Annotated in this window: 18 protein-coding genes and 1 CRISPR repeat array (1 of these 19 cut by a window edge); of the genes, 4 read left to right on the top strand and 14 right to left on the bottom strand. The window is 37.4% G+C overall.

Translation table 11 applies throughout. The features are described from left to right. A CRISPR array of direct repeats spans nt 1-2,276; the repeat unit is 28 nt; unit sequence TTTCTAAGCTGCCTACATGGCAGTGAAC (it extends 93 nt beyond the left edge of the window). A 131-nt stretch (nt 2,277-2,407) separates the two neighbouring features. The 7 genes from cas6f to AAV96_RS13980 all read right to left on the bottom strand — a co-directional run bounded on the left by cas6f (nt 2,408) and on the right by AAV96_RS13980 (nt 11,035). After that, a complete protein-coding gene (cas6f, locus tag AAV96_RS13950) occupies nt 2,408-3,022 on the bottom strand; it encodes a type I-F CRISPR-associated endoribonuclease Cas6/Csy4 (RefSeq protein WP_046739735.1) in 615 nt (204 codons plus the stop codon). A 3-nt stretch (nt 3,023-3,025) separates the two neighbouring features. Further along, entirely contained in the window at nt 3,026-4,039 is a 1,014-nt protein-coding gene (gene csy3 / locus AAV96_RS13955) for a type I-F CRISPR-associated protein Csy3 (RefSeq protein WP_046739736.1), read from the bottom strand. Nucleotides 4,040-4,064: 25 nt separating this feature from the next. Continuing rightward, nucleotides 4,065-4,949 (bottom strand): type I-F CRISPR-associated protein Csy2, encoded by an 885-nt coding sequence (gene csy2, locus AAV96_RS13960; RefSeq protein WP_046739737.1) that lies wholly within the window; start codon nt 4,947-4,949, stop codon nt 4,065-4,067. Next, the gene (csy1, locus tag AAV96_RS13965) at nt 4,949-6,199 is read right to left on the bottom strand and encodes a type I-F CRISPR-associated protein Csy1 (RefSeq protein WP_046739738.1); all 1,251 of its coding nucleotides are present in this window, start codon (nt 6,197-6,199) and stop codon (nt 4,949-4,951) included. Before csy1 ends, csy2 begins: the two co-directional genes overlap by 1 nt. A 14-nt stretch (nt 6,200-6,213) precedes the next feature. Then, on the bottom strand, nt 6,214-9,588 hold the full coding sequence (cas3f, locus tag AAV96_RS13970; RefSeq protein WP_046739739.1) for a type I-F CRISPR-associated helicase Cas3f: 3,375 nt from the start codon (nt 9,586-9,588) through the stop codon (nt 6,214-6,216). Continuing rightward, nucleotides 9,585-10,550 (bottom strand): type I-F CRISPR-associated endonuclease Cas1f, encoded by a 966-nt coding sequence (gene cas1f / locus AAV96_RS13975; protein WP_046739740.1) that lies wholly within the window; start codon nt 10,548-10,550, stop codon nt 9,585-9,587. The genes cas3f and cas1f overlap by 4 nt, the downstream gene beginning before the upstream one ends. Before the next feature lie 113 nt (nt 10,551-10,663). Further along, on the bottom strand, nt 10,664-11,035 hold the full coding sequence (locus tag AAV96_RS13980) for a DUF962 domain-containing protein (protein ID WP_046739741.1): 372 nt from the start codon (nt 11,033-11,035) through the stop codon (nt 10,664-10,666). Nucleotides 11,036-11,211: 176 nt separating this feature from the next. Between AAV96_RS13980 and AAV96_RS13985 the strand changes: the two genes are divergently transcribed. Further along, the gene (locus AAV96_RS13985) at nt 11,212-12,660 is read left to right on the top strand and encodes a CYTH and CHAD domain-containing protein (RefSeq protein WP_046739742.1); all 1,449 of its coding nucleotides are present in this window, start codon (nt 11,212-11,214) and stop codon (nt 12,658-12,660) included. Nucleotides 12,661-12,765: 105 nt separating this feature from the next. On the opposite strand, the gene AAV96_RS13990 is transcribed toward AAV96_RS13985, so the two are convergent. Beyond that, on the bottom strand, nt 12,766-13,398 hold the full coding sequence (locus AAV96_RS13990) for a hypothetical protein (protein ID WP_046739743.1): 633 nt from the start codon (nt 13,396-13,398) through the stop codon (nt 12,766-12,768). A 104-nt stretch (nt 13,399-13,502) separates the two neighbouring features. On the opposite strand from AAV96_RS13990, the gene AAV96_RS13995 reads away from it, so the two are divergent. Beyond that, nucleotides 13,503-13,889 carry a DUF3144 domain-containing protein gene (locus tag AAV96_RS13995; protein ID WP_046739744.1) on the top strand — a complete coding sequence of 129 codons (387 nt, stop codon included), beginning with the start codon at nt 13,503-13,505 and terminating at the stop codon, nt 13,887-13,889. A gap of 48 nt (nt 13,890-13,937) precedes the next feature. On the opposite strand, the gene AAV96_RS14000 is transcribed toward AAV96_RS13995, so the two are convergent. The 3 genes from AAV96_RS14000 to icd form a co-directional block, all read right to left on the bottom strand. After that, nucleotides 13,938-16,706, bottom strand: coding sequence for a M16 family metallopeptidase (locus AAV96_RS14000; protein WP_046739745.1), 2,769 nt, complete (start codon nt 16,704-16,706; stop codon nt 13,938-13,940). Between the two features lie 144 nt (nt 16,707-16,850). Next, nucleotides 16,851-17,669: a PhzF family phenazine biosynthesis protein gene (locus AAV96_RS14005; RefSeq protein ID WP_046739746.1), complete on the bottom strand. Its 819-nt coding sequence runs from the start codon at nt 17,667-17,669 to the stop codon at nt 16,851-16,853. 220 nt (nt 17,670-17,889) lie between these two features. Beyond that, nucleotides 17,890-19,146, bottom strand: coding sequence for an NADP-dependent isocitrate dehydrogenase (gene icd / locus AAV96_RS14010; protein WP_046739747.1), 1,257 nt, complete (start codon nt 19,144-19,146; stop codon nt 17,890-17,892). Between the two features lie 192 nt (nt 19,147-19,338). On the opposite strand from icd, the gene AAV96_RS14015 reads away from it, so the two are divergent. Further along, on the top strand, nt 19,339-20,142 hold the full coding sequence (locus AAV96_RS14015; RefSeq protein ID WP_046739748.1) for a pseudouridine synthase: 804 nt from the start codon (nt 19,339-19,341) through the stop codon (nt 20,140-20,142). A 78-nt stretch (nt 20,143-20,220) separates the two neighbouring features. Here the strand turns inward: AAV96_RS14015 and AAV96_RS14020 are convergent, their stop codons facing one another. Together AAV96_RS14020 and AAV96_RS14025 are read right to left on the bottom strand one after the other, a co-directional pair. Then, entirely contained in the window at nt 20,221-20,871 is a 651-nt protein-coding gene (locus AAV96_RS14020) for a hypothetical protein (RefSeq protein WP_046739749.1), read from the bottom strand. A gap of 192 nt (nt 20,872-21,063) precedes the next feature. After that, a complete protein-coding gene (locus AAV96_RS14025; RefSeq protein WP_046739750.1) occupies nt 21,064-23,295 on the bottom strand; it encodes an NADP-dependent isocitrate dehydrogenase in 2,232 nt (743 codons plus the stop codon). A 502-nt stretch (nt 23,296-23,797) separates the two neighbouring features. On the opposite strand from AAV96_RS14025, the gene uraH reads away from it, so the two are divergent. After that, a complete protein-coding gene (uraH, locus tag AAV96_RS14030; RefSeq protein WP_046739751.1) occupies nt 23,798-24,184 on the top strand; it encodes a hydroxyisourate hydrolase in 387 nt (128 codons plus the stop codon). Between the two features lie 114 nt (nt 24,185-24,298). On the opposite strand, the gene AAV96_RS14035 is transcribed toward uraH, so the two are convergent. Continuing rightward, the gene (locus AAV96_RS14035; protein ID WP_046739752.1) at nt 24,299-26,002 is read right to left on the bottom strand and encodes a M61 family metallopeptidase; all 1,704 of its coding nucleotides are present in this window, start codon (nt 26,000-26,002) and stop codon (nt 24,299-24,301) included. Between the last annotated feature and the right edge of the window lie 29 nt (nt 26,003-26,031).

Below are 26,031 nucleotides of genomic sequence, written 5' to 3' on the forward strand. Positions count from 1 at the left end.
GTAAGGAAATTGTGCAGATATTTGCTCTTTCTAAGCTGCCTACATGGCAGTGAACGTTCATCTTTATTTTTTAATGGATCGGTGACATTTCTAAGCTGCCTACATGGCAGTGAACTCTACACCTACAAAATTTTGATTTTTAGCTGTTTTCTAAGCTGCCTACATGGCAGTGAACTCCAAACGGCAGGAAAATTCCTAACAGTTTGTTTTCTAAGCTGCCTACATGGCAGTGAACTCCAAACGGCAGGAAAATTCCTAACAGTTTGTTTTCTAAGCTGCCTACATGGCAGTGAACACCGTGTATTTGTATAACCATAACCCGTGATATTTCTAAGCTGCCTACATGGCAGTGAACTGATTCTTATGATATTTATTGCGGCTTTGTTTTTTCTAAGCTGCCTACATGGCAGTGAACATGTATTTAGCAAAATACTAGGCGGTGTTGTTTTTCTAAGCTGCCTACATGGCAGTGAACAAACCTTACAAGCCATCCCCGTGTAATGTGTATTTCTAAGCTGCCTACATGGCAGTGAACTTTCCTCAAGTAAGGCATTTTCTACAATGCAATTTCTAAGCTGCCTACATGGCAGTGAACCCCTCAAATGCTTTAAAGATAGATGCGTTTGCTTTCTAAGCTGCCTACATGGCAGTGAACGAATACCGTTCTTCAGTTTGCAATTGATTCAGCTTTCTAAGCTGCCTACATGGCAGTGAACGACAGCTATTTCTGATTATGCATTTAATGCTTTTTCTAAGCTGCCTACATGGCAGTGAACATTCATCAAATGATTTTGTTACTGGTTCATAATTTCTAAGCTGCCTACATGGCAGTGAACGCAGAAGATCACGCAAAAGATATGTTCTATACTTTCTAAGCTGCCTACATGGCAGTGAACTTCTAAACTGAATAAAATCAGGGGCACCATTATTTCTAAGCTGCCTACATGGCAGTGAACGGTATCCATTAGATCGATTAGAACAAATCAAATTTCTAAGCTGCCTACATGGCAGTGAACTGAGGAGTGCTTCTATCGTCGTGCTATTGACTTTTCTAAGCTGCCTACATGGCAGTGAACCAGGTTTAGTTCGTGGTTTGTCAATTGGCTTTTTTCTAAGCTGCCTACATGGCAGTGAACAGTCCTAAGTGCACACATTCAAAGTTGTCATATTTCTAAGCTGCCTACATGGCAGTGAACCTGGTACGTTTTACTATTTGGGTTCAAAAAAATTTCTAAGCTGCCTACATGGCAGTGAACGAGGGCTATGCAACAGGGGCAAGTACGCATGATTTCTAAGCTGCCTACATGGCAGTGAACAGTGGCCAGACAAAACTCAGTGAAAAGCAAATTTTCTAAGCTGCCTACATGGCAGTGAACACTCATTTGATCAGACTTCCTCATCAGAATATTTTCTAAGCTGCCTACATGGCAGTGAACGTCGTAAAGCCAAATGAGTTAGAGACATTGTCTTTCTAAGCTGCCTACATGGCAGTGAACGCTCAAGCGCACGATGTCGCTTCGATTACATTTTTCTAAGCTGCCTACATGGCAGTGAACATTCAGAGCAATGTGCTTAACAGGTTCTTGGTTTTCTAAGCTGCCTACATGGCAGTGAACAATGGTTGCCTGAGTATTTAGGTTATATCGATTTTCTAAGCTGCCTACATGGCAGTGAACATTCGACTCGATGTAGTTCGACAAATGGAACATTTCTAAGCTGCCTACATGGCAGTGAACCCGTTACCGCTTCGTCGTCATTCTGCGGTACATTTCTAAGCTGCCTACATGGCAGTGAACTTTTACCAATGGTTTATCGCACTGAAAAAGATTTTCTAAGCTGCCTACATGGCAGTGAACTGACAGATTGGGTCGTTTCTTGCCGTGTAAGCTTTCTAAGCTGCCTACATGGCAGTGAACGCACCCACGTTTGACTAATGTTTTTAAGATAATTTCTAAGCTGCCTACATGGCAGTGAACTGAAGCGCGATTGTTTTCTTTTTCAATTCTTTTTTCTAAGCTGCCTACATGGCAGTGAACATTGGTACTGGAGCTGCTGTTGTGAAACCATCTTTCTAAGCTGCCTACATGGCAGTGAACACATGCAAGATGGGTTAGGGGGTTTTCAACTATTTCTAAGCTGCCTACATGGCAGTGAACGCATTAAAAATGGTTTCTGTTATTAATTCAGGTTTCTAAGCTGCCTACATGGCAGTGAACCGATACTGTTAACAGATTGAGTGACCGTGTCATTTCTAAGCTGCCTACATGGCAGTGAACAATAAAATTAACACAAAAAATAAAGCTATAACAGTGAGTTAAGCTTTAAATCTAGTAAAAGACCCAAGTTTCAACCCACGTTTATAACTTATTGATTTTATTAAGCTGTTAAAGAGTATAAAAATATTGGGTTAAAATTCGGGTACAGAACTCTGTGAACTTAAACCATAGGTACTAAAAACCTGAGTTTCAGATTTTTCAACAGATTTCTTTTCAATAAACAACTTAAACCGTTTCTTATCCTGTTCAACAGAAGTACTTAAACTTTGCAATTGGATATAAGGTAAATCCGTTGTTGTGACAATATTACTATAACGAGCCAATGCTTCATCAAAACCAATATCACCACGCTTCACACGGTGACGAGCCAAACGCTGTGGATTAGTTTTTACCTGTTTACGCTTATAAATGGCATAGCCTGTAACCCTACTTTCAGGAACAGGACGTATACTTGTAATATGGGTATAGTCTAACAAACGATCTAGCCATTTTCTGATGTCCAATTTTTGTAAATCTATTTCAGATATAGCAAAAATACGTAGTTTCCCGCCTAAACTAACTTTAGGTTTTTTATTTTCCTGTGTTTCATAGACATAGTCGGGAAAAGAAATTCCTATCGGCACTTGATTGTGCTGATCTTTCATTTCTACCAAAGCAAAATGTAACTGCATATAGATTTTTGACCAAAGGAAATAAGGTGAAATCTCAGCTTGATCAATCAAGGTGATTTCTTGGTAATAATCCATTGATTACTCCTTGCCACTTTGACCAAATACTCCACCACGAACTAAAACTGCCATAACATAATGTTCTTGTTCAGCATTAGCCAATGATTCACCTAAAGCATACTTATCAAATAAATTGAAAAAATCGACTTTATCTTTCGGTGTTCTATACGCTTTTCCTAGATTTGTAACCGCGCCATACGGTTCTATCGCAATTGCTGTTTTTTTCTCATCAAATTCAGGATACCAAGTATCAATTGTACGTAGTGCATTACCAATTTTTTGAGAATGCATTGCAGCAACATCATTCACTTGATAAAGAATTTTACTCTTATTGCCTTTTCCTTTATCTAATACCAACTCTTCACTTGGATAGACTTCTTGCGCTTTCCCAACTAATGCATAAGCTTCAACTTTAATTAATAGATAAGCAGTTTCACCTTTCAAAGCCTGTGCAATTTGGTTCGCTAAGGTTTGTACTTTCTCATCAATCTGATCAAAGTCATGCAATGGATATTCCAAAGCATTAAAAATGATTGCTGCTTGATCATTAATCGTAACAACAACTTCTACTTTTTCAGCTCCAACACGATTACGCCATAAAAACCGAGCATTGGCTATATTGAGTGCATAGCGTTTAGCAAGCTCAGTAAAACCATATTGTTCAATATAGTTTTTTGCTACAGCTTGATAAGAATCAAAGAAATTTTCATTGTTACAAGCAGATGGATTTTCAATTCCACCGAGTACTTTTAAGGTAAATGCAACTTTTAAAGTGTCCTGATTTTCTCCCAAAGCACATGCATCTACAGTCTGTAAATTGGCTTTCTCAACCTCTGCATTCAGTTTCATTGGGTCACCTGCAACGGCAGGTTTTAAACGGTTTGAAATCGTTCCTCGTACCGATTTTTCAATCAGTTTTAATGCTGTTTGTTCATTACGATTAATCCAAGTTGTTCCGTAAAAATAACCATCAGATGGAACAAGTTTCTTTTCAAATGCCAGTACACTTGCAACTACTTTTTCATTTTTAGCCATGAGTTTTTCCTTTTTCAATATCAAGTTAGTTTGTTGTAAAATTTTCACAAAGGTATAAATTATTTTCTAAATCAACATGATACTTCCATAACAGTTGATCAATGTGTTCTATACGATACGGCATCACAAATTCACCTAAAGTTAAAACACTTTCTGCAAATCGATGCGGAGTATTAGCATCACGTTGATTTTTTGCTTGTCCCAATTCGGAAATTCCCTGAAAACCAACAGCAATAGGCACAAGCCAACCTTGAGCTTTACGCTTTGATGTCCATGTCACTTTGTCATTTTCATCTCTGGCAGAACTATGGGTGACCTTCAAATATTCTAAAACCGCATCTAGCGCATCTTTGCCCTGATTCATGCTTTCTATAACAAGATCACGGCGCTCAATGATTACGTGTCCAAGCATTAATTTATTTAAGATGGGTCTTAACTCTTTATCCTGACTTTCATCTTCATCAAAATCCAATATTTGACAATTTTTGACTGCTAAAACATCTCCACTCGCAAATTTCATGCTGCACACGAGATCAGGGATAAGCTCTAAAAGTTGATCTCTTTTTTTCTTACTCAAATTCTCAATTTCAATTAAAAGTGACACTTCTAAATGACAACGAGCCTCTTCAATAAAAGCAGATCTACTCCCATCCTTATCTAATGGATTCGCTGTACCTATAATCGAATGAACAAAATCCCCTTGCCCTTTATAGGTTTGCAAATGAAATTCATGACAGCTAATTGCCACTTTAGTTAAAGCCACATCACACGTTTTAGTTTGTAATTTACGTTGCAAGGCATGAACTGCACCGAGCCACGCTGTCATTGCAGGAAATCCGATGGTATATGGACTACTCATTGCATTGGCATTGTGAAGTTTTAAATGTGAAATCAATAAAAAATGACGCATTAAAAGAACTCCTTTGCTTGTTGTAATGATTTTTCTACACGTTGTTTGACATCAAGCAATTCACCTGTTCCTAATGTATAAGCATCGTTAATAACTTTTTCATAGTTCAGTAATATCCAACGAGCAATTTCCCTACTTAATTCATCACGCCAGTCATTATCTTCTTCTCGTTTCGTTTGATAAACTTTATCTAACCAGATACGCTGTATTTTAGGTAAACTTACGTAATAATCTTGATTTGACCAACCTTCGGCTGCATATTCTCTCGTTTTTAATGCCTGTAGTAATATTTGATCAATCACAAATTGAATGATATTCCGTATCACATTTCGAATATCAATATTATTTAAATCAAGCTGCATAAATTTATGCAACTGAATAAAACTGTCCTGATAGTTTTTCCGATACAAGCATTGAAGAAAAAAATCTGTTTTAGGTAGTCGAATTGCTCTTTTTTCTAATACAGGCGGACAACTTGATAATAAATAAGCTCGTCCTGCATTTTGACTATTTAAGACACTGACATTTTGTGGTTGAGTTCCACCATAACCCGTTACAGTTAAACCAAAAATATCGGAATAGCCTATTTCATGATGTTCATTTTTCTTACGCGACTCTTTAGCTTGTTTAGTGTCTTCAGAAAAACGTATCGTATCAATGGATTGTTTTAGTCGAGTGATTAATCCCGATGGCGTTAAAATAGAGAGTAAATGATATTGTGCTTCACGAACTGGGAAATAAACTTGTTTCACTAAGTGATCTGTTTTAACAGAATGATCTGTTACTTTTATTTTTAAAAATTCTGTACTTAAAGTATCAAAGTTTAATTTTGCATGAGTAATTAGAGTTTTCAATGCTTGATCTTGCTGTTCAAAACCGTCCAATACAGTGAACTTTTCATTTAATGGTAAGGACAAAAACTTAAATACATCCATTGCAGCAGCATTGCCAAATACATCTAATGAATAATCCACATTCCCACTTCGTAAATAGCCATCATTAGATTGTTCTACTTTAGCAATCACGCTTGAAGTTTTTGCACTTGGGTGACTGAATTTACTTGGGTGACTGACCATAGAAAGCTGTGTAACTCGCTTTGCTGCGTCAGGTAACCACTCATTTAAACTAAATTTATCATTTGCTTGTTGTTGTAATTCAGCTATTACATTTTCATTTTCCGCCTTTTTTATCCGATCTTTTAACCAAAGTTCTTTTCGCTCATTCAAAAAAGCATAAATACTTTCTGCCATATTTCCCCCATTTATTATTTATCTAAAACTACAAGTCCAAATTGTTCCGAATAAACAAGTCTTTTATTCTCATCATATTCAGGTAACATGATTTCCCCATAACGTTCTGATAATGTTTCTATCTTTTCTTCAATATCCTCATTTTCATTCACTTTATCAAGAGCAAAATGACACAAAATGTCGTAATAATTTCGATTTAACCATAATCTTTGTTGTTCTAATTCGTTTAATTGCATGTGATGAATATTATAAAAACCATTACGATCAATATACTTTCCAAAATCATCTTTTACACAAAATACAAGCTTGTGATTTTTTAATACTGCAAAAAGCTGAATATTAGGTGAACTTTGTCTAAAAGGCGTAAATCGCAGAGGTAAAGCCGTTAAAAACCAGTTTTGAGTCAACCACGCATTCAGGGGCTTCGCACCCACTTTATTATATGAAGTTAAAGCATCAGCCATGACAGCATGTTCAAGATCAGCCAATTTTTTTATAGCTTGTAAAGGTTGATTTGCCTGAATACGTGGAACGGCATTAATATTAAAATCAACATTTGAAATATCGAGTAATTCTTTTAGATCTTTGGTCTGTAATTTGAATTTATCATTATTCATTTCAAAACCTGGCTTTTCAAATGCGACCTTCGCCTTTCGTACGCCTTTCAAATTATATTGCATCAAAGCAATATTCGGTTTTTGAATATCCTGTTCCAGTTTTCGATGCCGTAATACCCGCCCAGCAAGTTGAATGATAGAGCGATAAGAGGATGGCTCTACAATTGCCCAATCAAAATCATGATCTCGGCCAACCTCCTCTACTGGCGTAGCAACCAAGATAAAAACAACATGTTCATGCTCTGTTGAATCTAAATGCTGTCGAATCACATTTTCTGAAAATGCAGTTGCCTGCTCTCCTACTTTTTCTTTGCGCTTCAAAACCTGATCTAAATGTCGCTCCTGCTCACTACGTAATAGCAAAACTTGACGACTATGATATGTCATGACACGAGGTGCAATTCCTTGTGACCACTCGGCATTTAATAGATATTGAGTGAGCGCGACACATGGCGAAATATTCGCTATGCGTACCACACCAAAAGAAACTTTTTTGCCTGTCTTAATATCGATGCTGTAATGATTTAGATGCAATTGTTCAGCATTCTGCTTAATTCGTTCAAAATATTGCGACTGTAAACTTTGATCTAAACGTTGTACTTCTTTTTCTGCAACAAGGTCAGCGCAATCTATAATATAAGCTCGATGTTTTACGATTTGTTTACTTAATGCATTTACTCGAAGCTCAATAAATTGATCATGTGTATTCTTATATTGCTGTATCGTTTCTTTTGATTTGCTTGCATCAATCATTTGAATTTTAGTTTTAAATTCATCGACCCACATTGCAGTCATATTTGTATTTTTAAGTTTTTTAAACGCACAATACAATGACCAACCTTGCTGATACGCATTAAAGAAACCCTCAGCTAATGCAGGTGGAATGGTTGCCGAGGAAATCATCACTTTTCGCCCTAGCATCCCTGCCAAATGTACCAGTCGGGCAATCGCAATTAAATCCTGACCATTAAAATCATCAACTTCATCAATCACCAAATCTGAAGATGACAGCCTTAAACTGGGTAAAATATATTTCCCACCACGTTTAGTTTCCGTGGCTGCCATCATATGATCAATGGTACAAGCTAAAACAGGTTTATATAAAAAAGCTTTATTACGTTGTTCCTGATGCTTTGGAAATAAAGCATTCATAAACTCTGCTTGAGGCATAGCGTCATAATCAAGTTCATTGTCTAATAGTTCTTCTAGTGACTCTGAACCTATTTCCTCAATACTGACTTCATCTTGTTGAGTATTTTTTATATTTTGATGATGTAATTCCTGAACAGCTTTTGAACCAATTAAAACAGCAAGCTCATCATTGCTCAAACCAATATCATGACGATATGAATCACCAGTTTGTAAAGTTAATGTTCTGAGTCCTAAAGCTAAGATATAGCGTAATGATTGCCCATCTTTGGATAGAGCTTGCATAATTTTAGCATTGGCAATCGTTTTACCCTTACCCGTACTCGCCATATTGACAATAAACCAACCTTGTTTCTCCACTCCCTCATTTTTTTGAATAAATTGTTGTATCCCTTTCACTGCCTGATCTTGCCATTCAAAACCTTGAGGACTTTTCTTTTTTAATTTTTGAATATCATAAGCGGGTTCCATGTCATCGGCTAAGCGACTTAAAGACTGAGCAACTCGAATTGCATTGTCACTGACCCGTACTAAATGCTCATCTAAAAATTGTTTGGCTTGTTTCGTTTTTGGGTCAGTATTTGCAACGAGTGATAAATTGGTTTTCCACGTTTTATCAGCCTCACAAGATGAATAATAGTGATCACCCAACATGAGACATAACCGTGCATGATGTAAAATCACTCGCCAACTGCCATCAACAAAAATCTGTTGTGATGCTTGAGACTCTTGAAATAAACGTGTTGACCATTTTTTAATTTGCTTGTTCCATTCAGATGACTGAGTCAACAAACCTTGTTTAAACTCAAAACACAATTTAAGACGTTGTTGATACTCTTTTTCCTCAAATTTATTTTGGTAGCCCCAATCTGCTTCGATAAATTCAAACAATTCAACGATGCTATTTGCAGGTTCAACCGTATATTCTTTTAATGCTTTATCATCTTTTAAACTAGGTAAGCGATGATGTGACACAATCAACCATGCGACCAACTGTGCTAAAGGTGGAAGTTGATCCAAAACTTTTGATTGATCTGAATTTTTCACAATCGTTTGTTTGAGTAATTCTTCATTCCAGCTTTGACTGATAAATAAATTTAGCCATGCTTCATCAGATTTAATATTGCCAGATGATTGAACCAATGCATTGAGCAAAAGACAGGAAATCCATTCATGCCGTAAAGGATCACCTTTAAATTGATTGTTTTTACTGAGGAGTTTCTGCTGAAATAAAACCGTTGCTTTGCCCCAATCGTGAAGTAGTGCGGACACTGCAACCAACGCTTTAATAAGAGGTAAATAATGCCAATCATTTTCCCATTTATTTTGATCTAGTTTTTTCTTCGTGGTATTTACAGGCACAATCCCCTGCGTATTAAACTTATTCCGATTTCCAACGACCCACAGCAACTCACTTCTACGACGACCACGAATCCAGTGGCAACTGACCGCTGTACTTTTAGTAACGGTCTTTCTCAACAATTTTTTAACAGCAATCAAACCATCTTCGGTAATGACTGTTTGCCAAGTGTTATCCCCGATTCGATCAGCAAAAGCATCGAGTACACGGCGAGTTCGAGGAATCGCTTTCTTTTCACACTGGCTAATGAAGGTCACAATCATAATTCACTTACCTCTGTATTAAAGTTTTTACAAGCTTGCGTTTTCACCTGATCAAACATCCAATCGAAACAGCGATATTCAGTGAATTTTTGCAGTAACTGCTGTCTAAACTCTTGCTCAGTCAGACCCTCTTTGGCACAAATAAATGCCCAAGGTAAAACCACAGCATCTTTAATTAAATCAGCGACATCAAACACCAAAGCACCACGTCGAGTTTTACCGTGCATCACAGCAAATGAATGAGAAATACCTAACACCCAAAGCGTGGTTGCGGCTAAACCGTAGGCGAGATAATTACCATGATTCAAAAAATCATTGGCTAAATCTCCTTGTTCAGGATTGCGTTCAAAACTGAGTTTGCAACGTGTTGCCGCAATCTTATAAAGTTGCTTGGTCATTTGTGCTTCAGCAAGCAATAAATCACCAGCTTTGCTTTGATGCGGAATTTTCTTTTCAAATCCTATTAACGCTTGAGTGATATCTTGGTCATCCAGATAAAATCCTTCGGCTTGTAAATCCCGATCTTTAGCCCAAACTTTACGAATAAACTCAATACGGGCGAACTGAAATTGTTTTGCGACCTCTAAACGTTTCGCATCATCAAACCAAAAGCTCATCCACCCCTGCATATATTCCGTAGGGCGATATTCACTTTGTGGCATCATCCATTCAATTTCACTCCCCATAAATAAAGGCGTTCCACCGCCACCTGTAAAACCGACCAACACCCCTGCACTGGCGAGCATCCGCATTGCAGCTTGGGTAATGGATGTGCCTGTACCCAATAAAATGACCGTGGTATTGGCGATTGGAATGTTCCAATATTGGTTTTCATTTTTGGCTTCTGTGAGATATAAAACTCGACCATCTTTTTGCATAACACGTGCATGTTCAAGGTAGTAAAGATTGGCACGTTTAGAATGTAAAATTGCTTTTAAATCGGAAGGATTAAGTTGTTCCATTATTATGATTTCTCTTGTTTTTTCTTATATTACTTAAACAATTGGTAATAAAAAAGCTGCCAAAGCAGCTTTGCGACAGTAGATGTCGTTTATCGTATTAAAAAAAATTTTTTTTAAGAATCAATTTTATCAAACTGACGATCAACCAAACTTAATCGCCCACGCGCAACGTCTGACAACATCCGCCAGTCAGAAATGAAGCTATAAAATGGCTGTTTAAAGCTAGCAGGTTTATTGTGTTCAAAGAAGAAATGACCAACCCAAGCGCAGGCATAACCCGAAACCAAGCCATAAGCGAAGTATTTTGCTTTGCGCTGACGAATTGCTTTACTAAAGAAATATAAGCCAATTGAACTGCCTGCGACATGCAATCGGCGGCTCATAATACTACGATGCTCCGTCAGGTAGAAATAATAGAATTCATTATAATTTTTAATCGGTAATGAAAATTCAACTGGCTTAGTTATATTTGCTGGTGCATTCATTTCTTGATCATCCTAATCGTGCAAGATTGTTCACACGTTAATTCATTTTTTGCACAAAATAAAGTCATTAGGTGTCATCGTATCCGGACTTAAAACAACTTTACAATTATTCTTAAGATCAAACCGTTATACTCATTTTATATTTATCATTGTTTACGCTCAGGAGTTATAACATCATGGAAATAGAGCTTAAATTTCAACTTCCTGAATCTAAGAAAAAAACGGTTTTACAAACATTAAATAAGCAAAAAGCGCAAAAAATTCAGCTCCAAGCCAAATATTATGATACCGCTGACCGCTTACTTGCCAAAAACCATGTCGCTATCCGTTTACGCCAAGAAGGTGAGCATTGGGTACAAACCTTTAAAGCCGCCAGTAAAAATCATTTACAGCGCATTGAAGAAGATATTTATCTGGGTAAATGTGAACAAGAACCAGAACTCGATTTATCACTTTATCAGCACAATCGAACCGTTCAAACGGTGCTACGTGAGATTTTAGGTGATGCTCCTGCTAAGCTAGAATTACAGTTTCAAACAGACGTACAACGAAGTTTCCATGTGTTTGAGTTTGAAGGTTCACAAATTGAAGTTTGCTTAGATGATGGTGAAATTCGTACTCCAACCGATCAAGCCAAAATTTGTGAAGTCGAATTTGAACTCAAACAAGGAGCAGCACAGGACTTAATTGATTTTGCCAAGACATGGGTAGATAAATATCAATTATGGCTTGATGTACGTAGCAAAGCAGAACGCGGTAATTTACTGGCGGTTGGCAAACGTGTTTCTCCTGCGACCAAAGCCAAAATGCTAAATTTAGAATCTGAACTTAGCGCAGAACAGTCGCTTAAACTGATCGTCGAAAATACCTTAAACCAGATATTGCCGAATGCTGCCGCAATTGCCGATGGTGTCGCTGAAGCCGATCATATTCATCAAGCACGTGTCGGTTTGCGTCGCTTACGTTCGGCTTTAAAACATTTTTCAAATTGGTCAGCACAGATTGATCCAACGTGGGAAAATGAATTAGCAGAACTTTTTAGGGCTTTGGGGCAATCACGTGATCACGATGCAATTCAGGATTCTGTGATTCCGCTTATAAAACAAAGCTGTGATTTTGAATTTCCTCTTGGTGCTGAAATAGATTCCAATATCTCCAAGCTTTTCAGCGGAGCTAAAACAACACAGCTATTCTTAGCATTATTTAGTTTTATATATTGTGGTGATGAATCGAAATCAAAATTATCTAAACAAGTGAATAAAAGTTTGAGCAAGCTTTTTCATAAAATTTTAATGGACGCGACTCAGTTTTCTACACTTACAGTTAAACAACAACATCGTACTCGTAAGCGTATCAAGCAATTGCGTTATTGCATCGACTTTATTTCTGGGCTTTATCCTGAAAAAGAGGTTCAGCAATTTCTAAATAAACTTGAGCCAATTCAGGAATATTTAGGTTTTTATAATGATCTCTTTGTGGCGGAACAGATTTTTGAAAAACAGGCGCTAGAACAACCACAATTTTTATTTGCTTTAGGTTGGGTAAAAGCACAACAGCCTCATGTCGCGAAGAAAGCTAATAAAAAGTTACAGCATTTATCGGCTAAAGATATTTTTTGGAAGTAGCAATCTCTACTCAAACCCACATACTGATCAGTATAAATCTCCTCTAACCCCTCTTTGAAAAAGAGGGGGGATGAAAAGCGTGACTTGATAAGAAATTATCAAACCCTACCGATATTTCCCAAAAATCTTCCATGTCCCATTATCAGCAAGCGGGTCACTATAACTATCATTACGCTGCTTACGCGGCTTATCACGCGCATCTACCAATTTAAAATGCGGCTCAACACTTAAAATCACGCCATTCATATAAAAACGGGTACGCGTATATTCACTTTGTCCATGTTGAAAGACATAAGTTCGTAAATCAATAAACTCACGATGTGCCACCAAAGCCGCAGTATCATCACTCCCCAACCATTCCTGCATCGCAAAAATCTGATCGGTCTCAAATTGCCCACATTTTTCGAGCAAAGCCGCCACGCCACGGAAAGTCTTAGATTCTTTAGCTCGTGTTTTATTAATTCGAATACGATCTACATGAAAGAAAAATAGTGGCAAATTTAGATGGCTCGGTAAATGAATTGCATCAACGACATCATCCTCCATAAAAGGCTGACAGAGTTGTTGCGCCCTTTCAATCAAAGGTTGCCATTGTCGATAATATTCATTGACCTCGTCCTTTAAACCATAATAAATCGGCAAACCTTCGACATGCTCTAAATATTGTGGTGGATGAATATGTTGACGTAGTAAAGCGATATCTGTTTTAAGGCTTTGAATTGCAATCGCATCTTGCATAGTGATTATTCTAATTACTTAGGCTATTTTAGATTAAGCCAAAGGTTTAGTTTCCACAAGGCTTTGTCTATAATATCGTGTCTTATTTGTTGTTGGGAAAAATCATGTCTCAAAAAATTAATGCCACTGATGTGACAGAAGAAGAAGCTTTAAATGCGATATTTTTTGAGCGAGCAGATGAATTTATCAAACAAGCCAATGAGTTTTGCCGCCCACAAAAAGGACAGCAACCCAAACCAGAAGAGTTACGCGGACAAGTCAGCGCTGCCATGTTATTTGCAACGGCTCGCTTTAATACGTGGGTTGCAGCAAATAATTTTAAAGATGGCAATGAAATGCGTGATGCCAAAGAGCAAGTCATGTCTTATTTATTGCAACAATTTCAAATGATGTTAGAAGATAACTTTGACGAATATTGCGAGCAGTTTGAAAATTACTTACGCTTCCGTAAAAATGAAGATTTTCATACGCATAAACACGATCACAAATAATCTAAACGTAAAAAGAAAGCCACCTAATGGTGGCTTTCTTTTGGTCTGTTATTTTAAGTCTTGGGCTTTACCATATTGGTCAGCCATCACTTCCACAAACTGATCCAATTTGATGTATTTTTTAATTACAGCATCTACATCTGATTTACTCAACTTTGCAAGTGCTTGATCTCGTTCAGCACGATCCATCAATGTCTTATTTCGCTCTAATTGACCCGTAAGCATACTATGAATATTTCGTTCATCTTCTAATGAAGTCACACGCTTCTTCATAATATCGGATTTGGCTGCTTCAACCTCTTGTTCAGTCACGCCTTTACTTAGCAAATCAGTTAATACTTTATGAACAGATTGAGAAACCTGATCAGAACGACCAGCTGTATAATTCGCAGTAATACTAATTGATCCACTATCTGTATCAGAATCTAGATCAAGATTGCTTCCAAATCCATAAACAAGTGCATTTTTCTCACGTAATTCCTGCGCCAAGCGAGAAGACAATTGCGAGTTACCCATAATATGGCTAAGGATAATGAGTGCAGGAGCATCTTGATGATAAGCACCTACAGGAATAGTCAGGATACTTTGATAACTACCAAACTCACGTTGCTCGGATAGTGCATGGACTTTTTCAGCTTTGAAAGCAACATAAGGAGAAGTAATTTTTTGGTACGGCTGTTTCGTTTTCCATTGTCCAAATGCTTTCTGTAGTGTGTTTTGCATTTTTTTCGGATCGAAATCACCTGTCACAGCAATTTGACCATGATCTGTCACAAAGAATTGATCATAGAATTGCTTCACCTGTGCTTGCGTAGCCGCATTTAACTGCTTCTTCGCAAACTCTGGTTCAAAGTGATAACGCAAATCACCTGGTTGATAGGTTTCAAGTAATCTTGCCAAAGTCATAGATGCGACTACAGCAGGTTCAGTATAAGGTCGATCTAAAGCAGATAAGCTTTGATTTTTTGCCAAATCAAATTCCGATTGTGCAAATTTAGGTTGCTTCATCACATCGACAATAAAGTTTAAAAAATCTTCAAATTTATCTTTTTTTGCCTGAATCCCAATTGTTAAACCATTACCATTTGAAGTGATAGATGCTCCACCACTTGCAGCAATCGCTTTATCTGTAATTTCTTGCAGTGTATGTTTTTCGGAACCACGCAACATCAAATAACTGGTTAAATCTAAGGTCACCCCTTTACCAAACAGTGATTTTTCCGTACCAAAATCTAGGCTAATCGTGGCATAGGTTTTGTCATCGCGTGTTGTGGTTGGGAATAAAGCATAGCGAATACCATTCTTTAATTCGCCACGTTGAATTTTTTGCTCATTTTTTTGCAGTTGCTGCGCAGACTGTGCAACAAATTGAGTTACTTCTTGTTGATAAATAGCAACATCTTTCAAAGGTTCAGGTTTTTCGGCACTTTGATCTAAGGTTTTAGGTTTATCTTGTGCCTTGAGCGTCATCGCTTTCTTTTGATCTTCAGGCGTAGGTAGAATATCTCCCGAAATACGATGAGATGACACTAAAAACTGTTTTAATGTTTGATTGGCATCATTCAATTTTAAATCTTGAATAGCTTGCAAATCTTTGAAGTACTGATCCCATTGTCCGTGTGAAGACACTGCATAATCACTAAGGCGAGAACCCAAAGCAACGGCATCATTTGCAATCGTATCAGCGGTATTTTGAGTAATAGTTTTGATACGTTGTAATTCTGCGTCGGTAAATGCTTGAATATTCTCAACACCATCAATCAACGCATCATCAACTTTCTTTGCATCATGATTCGGCGCATACACCGCACCCATAAAGACCATATTAAAATCTTGGTCCAGCCATGTCGTCGATTGAACAGCTGTACTCACTCCTGTTTCTACCATGCTCTTATACAGCGTACCACTAGGCTGCATGGTATAAAGTGCTGGTGCAAGTGCTAATGCTGGCTGTAGTTGCGTATTTTTTCCATTCATATATATGTGGAATTTAGCAAGATCACTGCCCTTTTGCACAGTGAATTTTCGCTGCTCAACCTTACTAGAATCTAAGACTGGAACTTGAACAGGTGCAGGCACAGTACGTGCAGGAATCGGACTAAAATATTGATCAATTTTATTTAGTACTTCTGATTTATCAAATTTTCCAGAAATGACCATTACGGCATTATTTGGTGCATACCATGTTCTATAAAACTGATTTAGTTCATTCATTTTTATAGACTTCAATTCAGGCAAATCACCAATCGGCAATCGACCTAAATATTGATTGCCATAAGCCGCTTTCCACATCTGGTCCATCAATACTGCAAACGGTTGATCCATACGAATTTCACGTTCACGTTTTACGATTTCGATTTCAGATGGAACAAATTTTTCTTGTAGCACTAATTTATCCATACGCTCAGACTCAAGGTATAGAATTTCATTCAGTGCATTTTTTTCAGGACGAACAATATTTAAATATTTAGTTGAGTAATAATCGGTACTGGCATTGGTCATTAACGTGAATTGGTCCAAACGACGCTGGAACTCTTCACCTTTTACATTTTGTGTGCCTTTAAATGCCAAATGTTCGAGCAAATGAGCAAGACCACTTTTCCCTTTAGGATCGTTAAGAGAGCCTGTTAAATACACTGTATTTACATAGACTTTATTTTCTTTATCATTTGGTGCAAGAATAACTCTGAAACCATTATCTAATTTGTATTCTTCAATATTTTTTTCACTTTTTACGAGTACTGTCTGAGACCAAGACGTTGCACTCAACCCGATCAAACAAAGTGAGAGAGTAAGCTGCTTAAACCGCATTAACATAGATTATCCGAGTTTTTTTGGTGATTTAAATAAAAACAACAAGCTATACTAGATAATGGTTTATATTTTTAATAGTTATGTTTTGAAAAAAGCTGTGTATTTAAACAGCTTTTTTCTATGTTTTTATAGCGGTTTAGTTAAAATTTAGATCGTCAGTTCAGCCTGCATATACAGTTTTGCATAACCTGAAATTTCAATACGATCTTCAGACTCAATAACACACTCTAAAACCCCACCTCGAACTGATGCCTGATATGCGATAAGCTGAGTTTGATCAAGTTTTTCAGCCCATAAAGGTGCAATTGCAGTATGAATCGAACCCGTAACAGGATCTTCATTAATCCCAATCGCAGGAGCAAAATAGCGAGATACACAATCAAACTGACCTTCGCCTCTCGCTGTAATAGCAACATCAGGTTGAGATGCAGTAATTGCAGTACGCAATGCGCCTAATTGCTTTAATTTTTCAAAATCAGGCTGCTCGTTTAATACATCAGCGACTGTTTCATATTCAACAATATACGCCTGACCATTCAGATAAACCGCTTTAAATGGCTTGGTTAAACCATCTCGAAGTTCCTGAGGATACTCAGATATAAGTTCAGCTTTTCGAATAGGGAAATTCATTTTAATCTTGCCGTCTGCTGCTTGGCTAACGATAAAAATCCCCAACTCACGCACATGAAGTTGAATGGTTTTTAATCTTGTAAAATCTTTAAATAATACGAATGCACTTGCCAGTGTCGCATGTCCACAAAAAGCGACCTCATCCGTTGGCGAAAACCAACGAATTTCATAATTTGTCTCATCAATCTTTTTAACAAAAGCCGTTTCAGAAAGATTATTCTCTAATGCAATATTTTGCATGAGATACTCATCCAACCATTCATCTAAGACAATGACTGCTGCTGGATTGCCTTTAAATAATACTTGGGTAAAAGCATCAACTTGATACATTTTCATAGCAACAGACTCTAAATATTTTCAATTATTTTGAACTTTTAGCCGATAAAACATAGATACAGATTTATCTAAATTTACGATACAGTGCATATTTATATGGTTAAAAATCATGTGAAATACACTATGAAAGAACGATATTAACAAACAATACAATAGAACTAAAAAAATGCCGACAAAAAAGGGCGTTACTTAAACACCCTTCTCTTTAGCTCAGCTTTGTTTAATCTTCCATATGATGAATAATGGCTTGACCAAATTCCGAACAGCGCAATAGGGTTGCATTCGGCATTAGTCGTTCAAAGTCATACGTTACTGTTTTCGCTTCAATTGCACCAGAAACACCTTTGATAATCAAATCAGCAGCTTCGCCCCACCCCATATCACGTAACATCATTTCAGCAGAAAGAATAATTGAACCAGGATTAACCTTATCCTGCCCCGCATACTTTGGTGCTGTTCCATGCGTTGCCTCGTAAACTGCTATCGCACCGCCAATATTAGCGCCAGGTGCAATGCCAATTCCCCCTACTTCTGCTGCCAACGCATCAGAAATATAGTCACCATTTAAATTTAGCGTCGCAATAACAGAATAGTCTGCTGGACGCATTAAGATTTGCTGTAAAAAGGCATCAGCAATCACATCTTTAATAATGATGTCTTTACCATTTTTAGGGTTCTTGATTTTAACCCATGGCCCACCATCAAGTAGTTCACCACCAAAGCGCTCTATTGCAAGTTCATAGCCCCACTCTTTGAATGCACCTTCGGTGTATTTCATAATGTTACCTTTGTGAACCAACGTCACAGAAGGTTTATCATTATCTATCGCAAACTGAATGGCTTTACGTACTAAACGTTGTGTCCCTTCTTTAGAAACAGGTTTGATCCCAATTCCACAGCCTTCATCAAAACGGATTTTTGTTACACCCATTTCTTCTTTTAGAAATTTAATAACTTTTTTAGCTTCTTCTGAATCTGCTTTCCACTCAATCCCTGCATAAATATCTTCTGAGTTTTCGCGGAAAATTACCATATCCGTGAGTTCAGGATGTTGCACAGGCGAAGGAACGCCCTCAAACCAACGTACTGGCCGCACACAAACATATAAATCAAGTTCTTGACGCAACGCAACGTTCAGTGAACGAATACCACCACCCACAGGTGTGGTTAAAGGGCCTTTAATTGAAACAATAAATTCTCGTAAAGCTTCGAAGGTTTCTTCAGGCATATAAGTGCCATAAATTTTATCTGCTTTTTCACCGCAATAGACTTCCATCCATTCGATCGAACGTTTGCCACCGTAAGCTTTTAACACCGCAGCATCTACTACTGCTTTCATAGCTGGTGTAATATCCACACCAATACCATCACCTTCAATAAAAGGGATGATTGGATGATTTGGAACATTCAGTGACAGGTCTGCGTTTACTGTGATTTTGTCACCATCAGCAGGAACCACGATCTTCTGATAACCCATTTTGCAGGTTCTCCCTCATGTATTTAGCGATTATAACTATGCCTTCTATGGCATACTTTCGTTTTTATTGCATGAAACAGTTTAGTTCAAAACAGGTTTTTTTGAGATTTATACGGGAAATAACAACATTTTCCCATTAAATAGAAACCTTTATTGTTATGATGCCGCCCATAGCCAAAGCAGTATACTCATATGAAAATAGTTGTATTCAACAAACCTTTCGACGTTTTGTCACAGTTCCGTGAGGATGAAGCTCACCTTACACTTTCTCACTTTATTCATGATCCAGATTTGCGTCTGGCAGGCAGACTTGATCTTGACTCAGAAGGACTTATGTTCCTTACCGATCATGGTGGTCTGAATCAATACATTACGAATCCTGCAAATAAAAAATTTAAAACCTACCTTGCTCAAGTCGATGGTGATGTAACTGAGGAAGCATTAGAACAATTGCGTAAAGGCGTTGAACTTGCTGATGGCATGACGTTACCTGCTAACGCAATGAAAGTAGATGCACCAGAATGGTTATGGGACCGAGATCCACCAGTACGTTATCGCGCCAACATCCCAACAAGTTGGATTGAGCTACAAATTTGTGAAGGTCGTAATCGCCAAGTACGTCGTATGACAGCGGCGGTTGGCTTTCCAACTTTACGCTTAATTCGTACTAAAATTGGTGTAATTGATTTGGTTCGTTTAGGTTTACAACCAGGTGAGCAAACTGAAATCGAGCCTTTGCTTTATCCTGATTTTAAAGATTTACCTGAAGATCAACCTTATCGCTCTCGCTCGTATGTGAAAAAACCAGGCGGCACAGGCGGTAAACCAATGCACCAGAAAAAGAAAGAAGGCGATAAAAAAGATCCCAACAAGAAAAAGTCAGGTACAAAGCGTATTTGGCAAATGGATGAAAGTGAGAAACCACGTCGCAAGACCAATGGTACAACTCGTCCAAATACTAAAGCACCACGTGGGCGTAGCCGTAATGGTCGTTAATATCTTTTAAAGTATTAAGGAGCTATAAAATAGCTCCTTAATAACTTATTTATTTTTCCAAATTTTTATATTTAAGCCTTAAATAGACTGAAATTCATTAAAAAACAAGATAAAAGCCACAACCATATTCACTGGCAATCCAATTTTAACTACCCAATACTCCAATTGATTCACCTCACTAAAATCCTTTCTCCTCGTTAAAAACCATTTCCTTACAATCCAAATATGTGCAGCCAAACATAGTAAAAGAGCAATTATTATAAAAAAAATATTATTTCCCTTTTTAGGATTAGTATCTACCAAAGAATAATCAATTTTTTTATTTTCTCCATTATTTATTATCTCAAAAGACTGAACATAATAAATAACATCTTGATTAGATCTCCCCATGCCTTCCTTATATTTTAAGTTTTGAATTGGTAGGCCTCCTCTTTCAAGTATAGATTTACAATAATTCTCTAAAGATAAGGCACATTCATCTGTATAAAAAAGTTGATCTCCTTTATATATTTTTAAATAATAAGTCTTAAAAAGGCTTTTTCTTTTTACTTTATAATAACTATATATTTTAAATGAAGAATCTTCACGAATAAATTTCTCAGTCCATTTGTAATTAAAGTTTTTATGATAAATACCAACTTGCATTGCCAAGATACCGTAAGTAATTACAAGCAAAGTACAACTTATTAAGATTTCATTCCAGCTCTTACTTTTAACCATTATTTTCATCAAAACAATCTTCTATAATTTTAATTAGTGTTTGAAGTTTTCATCTTTACAACATCATATCCTATTAAATTAATTTCCTTGGTATTTGGGTCTATTTTAATTCAACCATTTGATATTATAAATAAAAAAATACCGATGCTTTCGCATCGGTATTTTACATTACCAACAGGTTTGTTAGTTCTGCATTAAAACTTAAATAGTTTCAAGCGTCGTATTAAGCGTTGAACTTGGACGCATCACTGCATTTACTTTCACTGGATCGACAGCGTAGTAACCACCAATATCAGCAGCTTTGCCCTGTACTTCACTTAATTCAGCAAGAATTTTTTGTTCATTTTCAACCAAGGCTTTTGCAAGAGGAGCAAACTTCGCTTTTAATTCAGCATCTTCATTTTGAGCAGCAAGCGCTTCAGCCCAATACATTGCTAAGTAGAAGTGGCTACCACGGTTATCTAGCTCACCAGTACGACGTGATGGAGACTTATCATTATCAAGCAATTTACCCGTTGCTTGATCAAGAGTTTCTGCAAGTAACTTCGCACGTGCATTATCTTCTTTAAGACCAAGCTCTTCTAAAGAAACTGCAAGCGCAAGGAACTCACCAAGCGAATCCCAACGCAAGTGGTTTTCTTCAACTAATTGCTGAACATGCTTCGGTGCTGAACCACCTGCACCTGTTTCATACATACCACCGCCCGCCATTAACGGAACGATTGATAACATTTTCGCTGAAGTGCCCAATTCCATGATCGGGAACAAGTCAGTTAAATAATCACGTAAGATGTTACCAGTCACAGAGATTGTGTCTAAACCACGTGCTACACGTTCAAGCGTATAACGCATTGCACGTACTTGTGACATGATTTGGATATCAAGCCCCTCTGTATCATGTTCTTCTAGATACTTTTCAACTTTCTTGATCAACTCATTTTCATGTGGGCGATATGGGTCAAGCCAGAAAATCGCAGGCATACCAGAGTTACGAGCACGACTTACGGCAAGTTTTACCCAGTCACGAATCGGTGCATCTTTCACCTGACACATACGCCAGATATCGCCTTCTTCTACATTCTGAGACATCAACACTTCACCAGTGTCTAAATCAGTAATGTTCGCAATACCCGCTTCAGGAATTTCAAAAGTTTTGTCGTGTGAACCGTATTCTTCAGCTTTTTGCGCCATCAAACCAACGTTCGGTACTGTACCCATCGTACGTGGGTCAAAATTACCATTCCACTTACAGAAATTGATCATTTCTTGGTAGATACGTGCGAAAGTTGATTCAGGCATGACAGCTTTACAATCGTAAGGTTTACCATCGGCACCCCACATTTTACCGCCACCACGAATCATTGCAGGCATTGAGGCATCTACAATCACGTCGTTTGGAGAATGGAAGTTATCAATCCCTTTCGCCGAATCAACCATAGCTAATGCTGGGCGATGTTCTTGGCAAGCATGTAAATCTTCAATGATTTCTTCACGGAGTGAAGTTGGTAAAGTTGCGATCTTTTCATAAAGACCTGCCATACCATTATTGACATTAATACCTAACTGATCAAATAACTTACCGTGTTTTTCAAAAGCATCCTTATAGTAAATTTTCACACAGTGACCGAAAACGATCGGGTGTGAAACTTTCATCATGGTCGCTTTTACGTGTAATGAGAATAAAATACCAGCTTCACGGCAGTCATCAAGTTGCTTCTCATAGAAGTCACACAATGCTTTTTTGCTCATGAACATTGAGTCAATCACTTCGCCATCTTGAAGCGCAACTTTAGGCTTGAGAACGATTGTCTCACCGCCTTTCGTGATTAACTCCATCTTCACATTACGTGCACGATCAAGTGTCATTGATTTCTCGCCATGGTAGAAGTCACCTTCTTCCATATGAGAAACGTGCGTTTGTGACCACTGTTTCCACTCACTCATTGAATGAGGATGCTTTTTCGCATAATTTTTTACAGCAGCAGGCGCACGACGATCTGAGTTACCTTCACGTAATACAGGGTTTACAGCAGAACCAAGACATTTACCGTAACGCGTCTTAAGTTCTTTCTCTTCATCCGTTGTTGGATTTTCTGGATAATCAGGAATTGCATATCCTTTAGACTGCAATTCTTTGATACATGCTGTTAACTGAGCAACTGAAGCACTGATATTTGGTAATTTAATGATATTTGTATCTGGATCTTGAGTCAGGCGACCAAGCTCAGCAAGGTTATTGGTTACCTTCTGCTCATCGCTTAAGTATTCCGAAAATTCCGCAAGCACACGTGCTGCAACAGAAATGTCACTCTTGACAATTTCTATGCCAGCTGGCTTAGTAAAGGTCTCAATGATCGGCAGTAGCGAATAGGTCGCCAACAATGGCGCCTCATCAGTCAGTGTATAAATGATTTTTGACTTTCCACCAGCCATATATAGCCCCTTGTGTTTGGTTGAGTTTTTCATGAACGAGCTTTTGGCCCAGTCCATTAAAACCGGTTTGCTTGATTAAGGTCTGAGAGTATCAGTCCTCAACGTATCTCAGTCAACGCAATATCTTGTGATATTGACATTTCGCTACGAAATAATGGTATAAAGCTTACGCTTTGTGACCAAGGAACCGGTTAGCTTAAATAAAACATGAGAGTATCAGCGTTGATTACTTCTCAGTCAATGTAATATATCGTGATATTGACATTTCGCTACGAAATACCAATGCTTGAGTACTTCTGTACGATTAAACCCTACATTTTTTAAAATTCTATTTGCCGACTCATTTCTGCCAAATATTTTATAAAATGCTTAACTATAATAAATTGTTTAAGTCCGTACGAATATTCGACTCAAGTTTCATTTACACTTTTTAAACCTATATTTTGAACAAATGATTAAAATCATTTTTTATTTTTTAGGATTGGTCAGATGTTAAAAAGTTTTGATTCCTTGCGTAGCCATTTTTCTTTCATCTTTTAGCTTTGCGCAAAACCCTTTAAGTGTGCATGTGCTTAACTTAGAAAATGGACTTCCTTCAGCGGGTGTAAAAGTTATTTTAGAAAAACAAGAAAATAACCAATGGAAAGAGCTTAACCAAAGTACAACCAATCAACAAGGTCGGATCACAGCGTTATATCCTGAAGATACTGCCCTTCAAAAAGGTATTTACAAAGTTACTTTTAAAACAGGTGAATGGTTCCAAAAGAATAAGCAAAGCTCATTTTTCCCAGAAGTTCCTGTAATTTTCTCTGTGGATGGCAATCTTGAACATTATCATATTCCACTTTTGATTAGTCCTTATGGATACTCAACTTATCGTGGTAACTAATTATTTTCAAAAAATCTTAATTAAAATTTTGATATACAAATGAGGGAAACTGAATCTGTTCCCTCATTCACACAACGATTTATGCTAACGGTGCGTACAACGCTATCAATTGCATCAACCTTTCAACCAAACCTCTAATTTGGTTTGATCCTCAACTTTTAACTCAACCGAATTCAGAGGATTCTCTCCAGCATGAAGTTCAAACTGTAGGAGCTCATCGCGACGGAATGCATAAACTATAAATGAGCCTTTTTGTTTTGCATACTTCGCCAGCAACTTTTCTGATACTTTAATACCATCAATCGCAATAATGACATCGTTAGCAGACAAACCAGTTTGTGCAGCAGCACTATCACGGCGAACATTTTGCACGATAACACCGTCAGCTTTATCTACCACTTTTAAGCCAAAAGGTAATGCTTTGTCATTTTTAACGATATAGCTCAAACCAAACTCAGGGAATAGTTGATCCAATGGCAATTCATCAGTGGTATTGATCAAATGATTAATTTGTTCAATCCAGTTATCCCCTGTCAATTCATTACACAATTCAAAAATCGTGCGTTCATTGACCTGAATGCCATTTTGGGTATTTTCATACAAACGGCGCATCAAGGCATCTAAGTTTGAACCACGTAAACGTAAGCCCAAGTCTAAACAAAGCGCAACTAAGCTACCTTTGTTGTAATAACTGGTTCCTGCATTATTTGAATTTTCATCCTGACGATAGAATTTAACCCATGCATCAAAACTAGATTCTGAAACAGACTGAATAAAGCGCCCTGGATTTTGCAAATAACGCTCAATCTGTGCTTTAAGCAAATCTAGATAAGATTTTTGAGAAATAACGCCGCTGCGTAATAAAATTAAATCATCGTAATAAGAAGTAAAACCTTCAAAAATCCACAATAAGCTCGTATAGCCTTCTTTGTGTAGATCATAATTCGTAAAATTTTCAGGACGGATAAATTTAACTAACCATGAATGAAAGTATTCATGGCTACATAAGCCTAAGAAACGCTGATAATCTTTAGAGGGTTCTTCAGCTTCATCTATTTTCGGTAAATCATCACGTGGTGTGATCAAACTGGTGCTATTACAATGCTCTAAACCACCATAACTATTGCCCGTTGCCATAGTCATAAAGGTATAGTTTTGAAACGGTGCAGAACCGAACATCTTAATTTCAGTCTGACAGATTTGCTGAATATCAGTTTGTAACCGCTCTAGATTTGTATTGTGTTTACCTGAAATCACAAATTCATGCGGAATACCATTTGCTTCGAAGCTAAAACGGCTTTGCTCTGCCAACTCAAATGGACTATCAATCAACTGATCGTAGTTATCTGTCTTTAAAGTATAGCGTCCTTTCACCAAACTCTTAGCAGTTAAACCTGTTGCAATTTGAAAATGTTTTAATTCATGCGGTAAGAAAATTTCAACTTCACATGGTGATTGTTCTTGATCAAGTAAACCTAAACAAACACAAGCAGGGTTTACATATAGGCGAGTTTGATCAACATAAGCACCTCTTACCGATAAATCATAAGCATACACATCGTATTCAACCGTAATCAACTCATGATCTGTATTGAATAATCGCCAACGGTTCTTTTCCGTTTTCTTAATACTAAGTAACCGCCCTGCTTCATCAGATGCTTTTACTGATTCAATATGTTTTGAAAACTCTCGAATCAAATAACTGCCAGGAATCCATGTCGGTAACCAAAGTTCTTGGTTAGGATTAGCAAGGAAACGAAGTGTGACATGAATAAGATGTTGGCGATAATCGTCAAACTCAATTTGATAGTGCAACATAGTTTTAGATCATAAAAATAGGAACGGTT

The sequence above is a fragment of the Acinetobacter sp. AG1 genome (genome assembly GCF_001005525.1).
GTDB lineage: Bacteria > Pseudomonadota > Gammaproteobacteria > Pseudomonadales > Moraxellaceae > Acinetobacter > Acinetobacter modestus.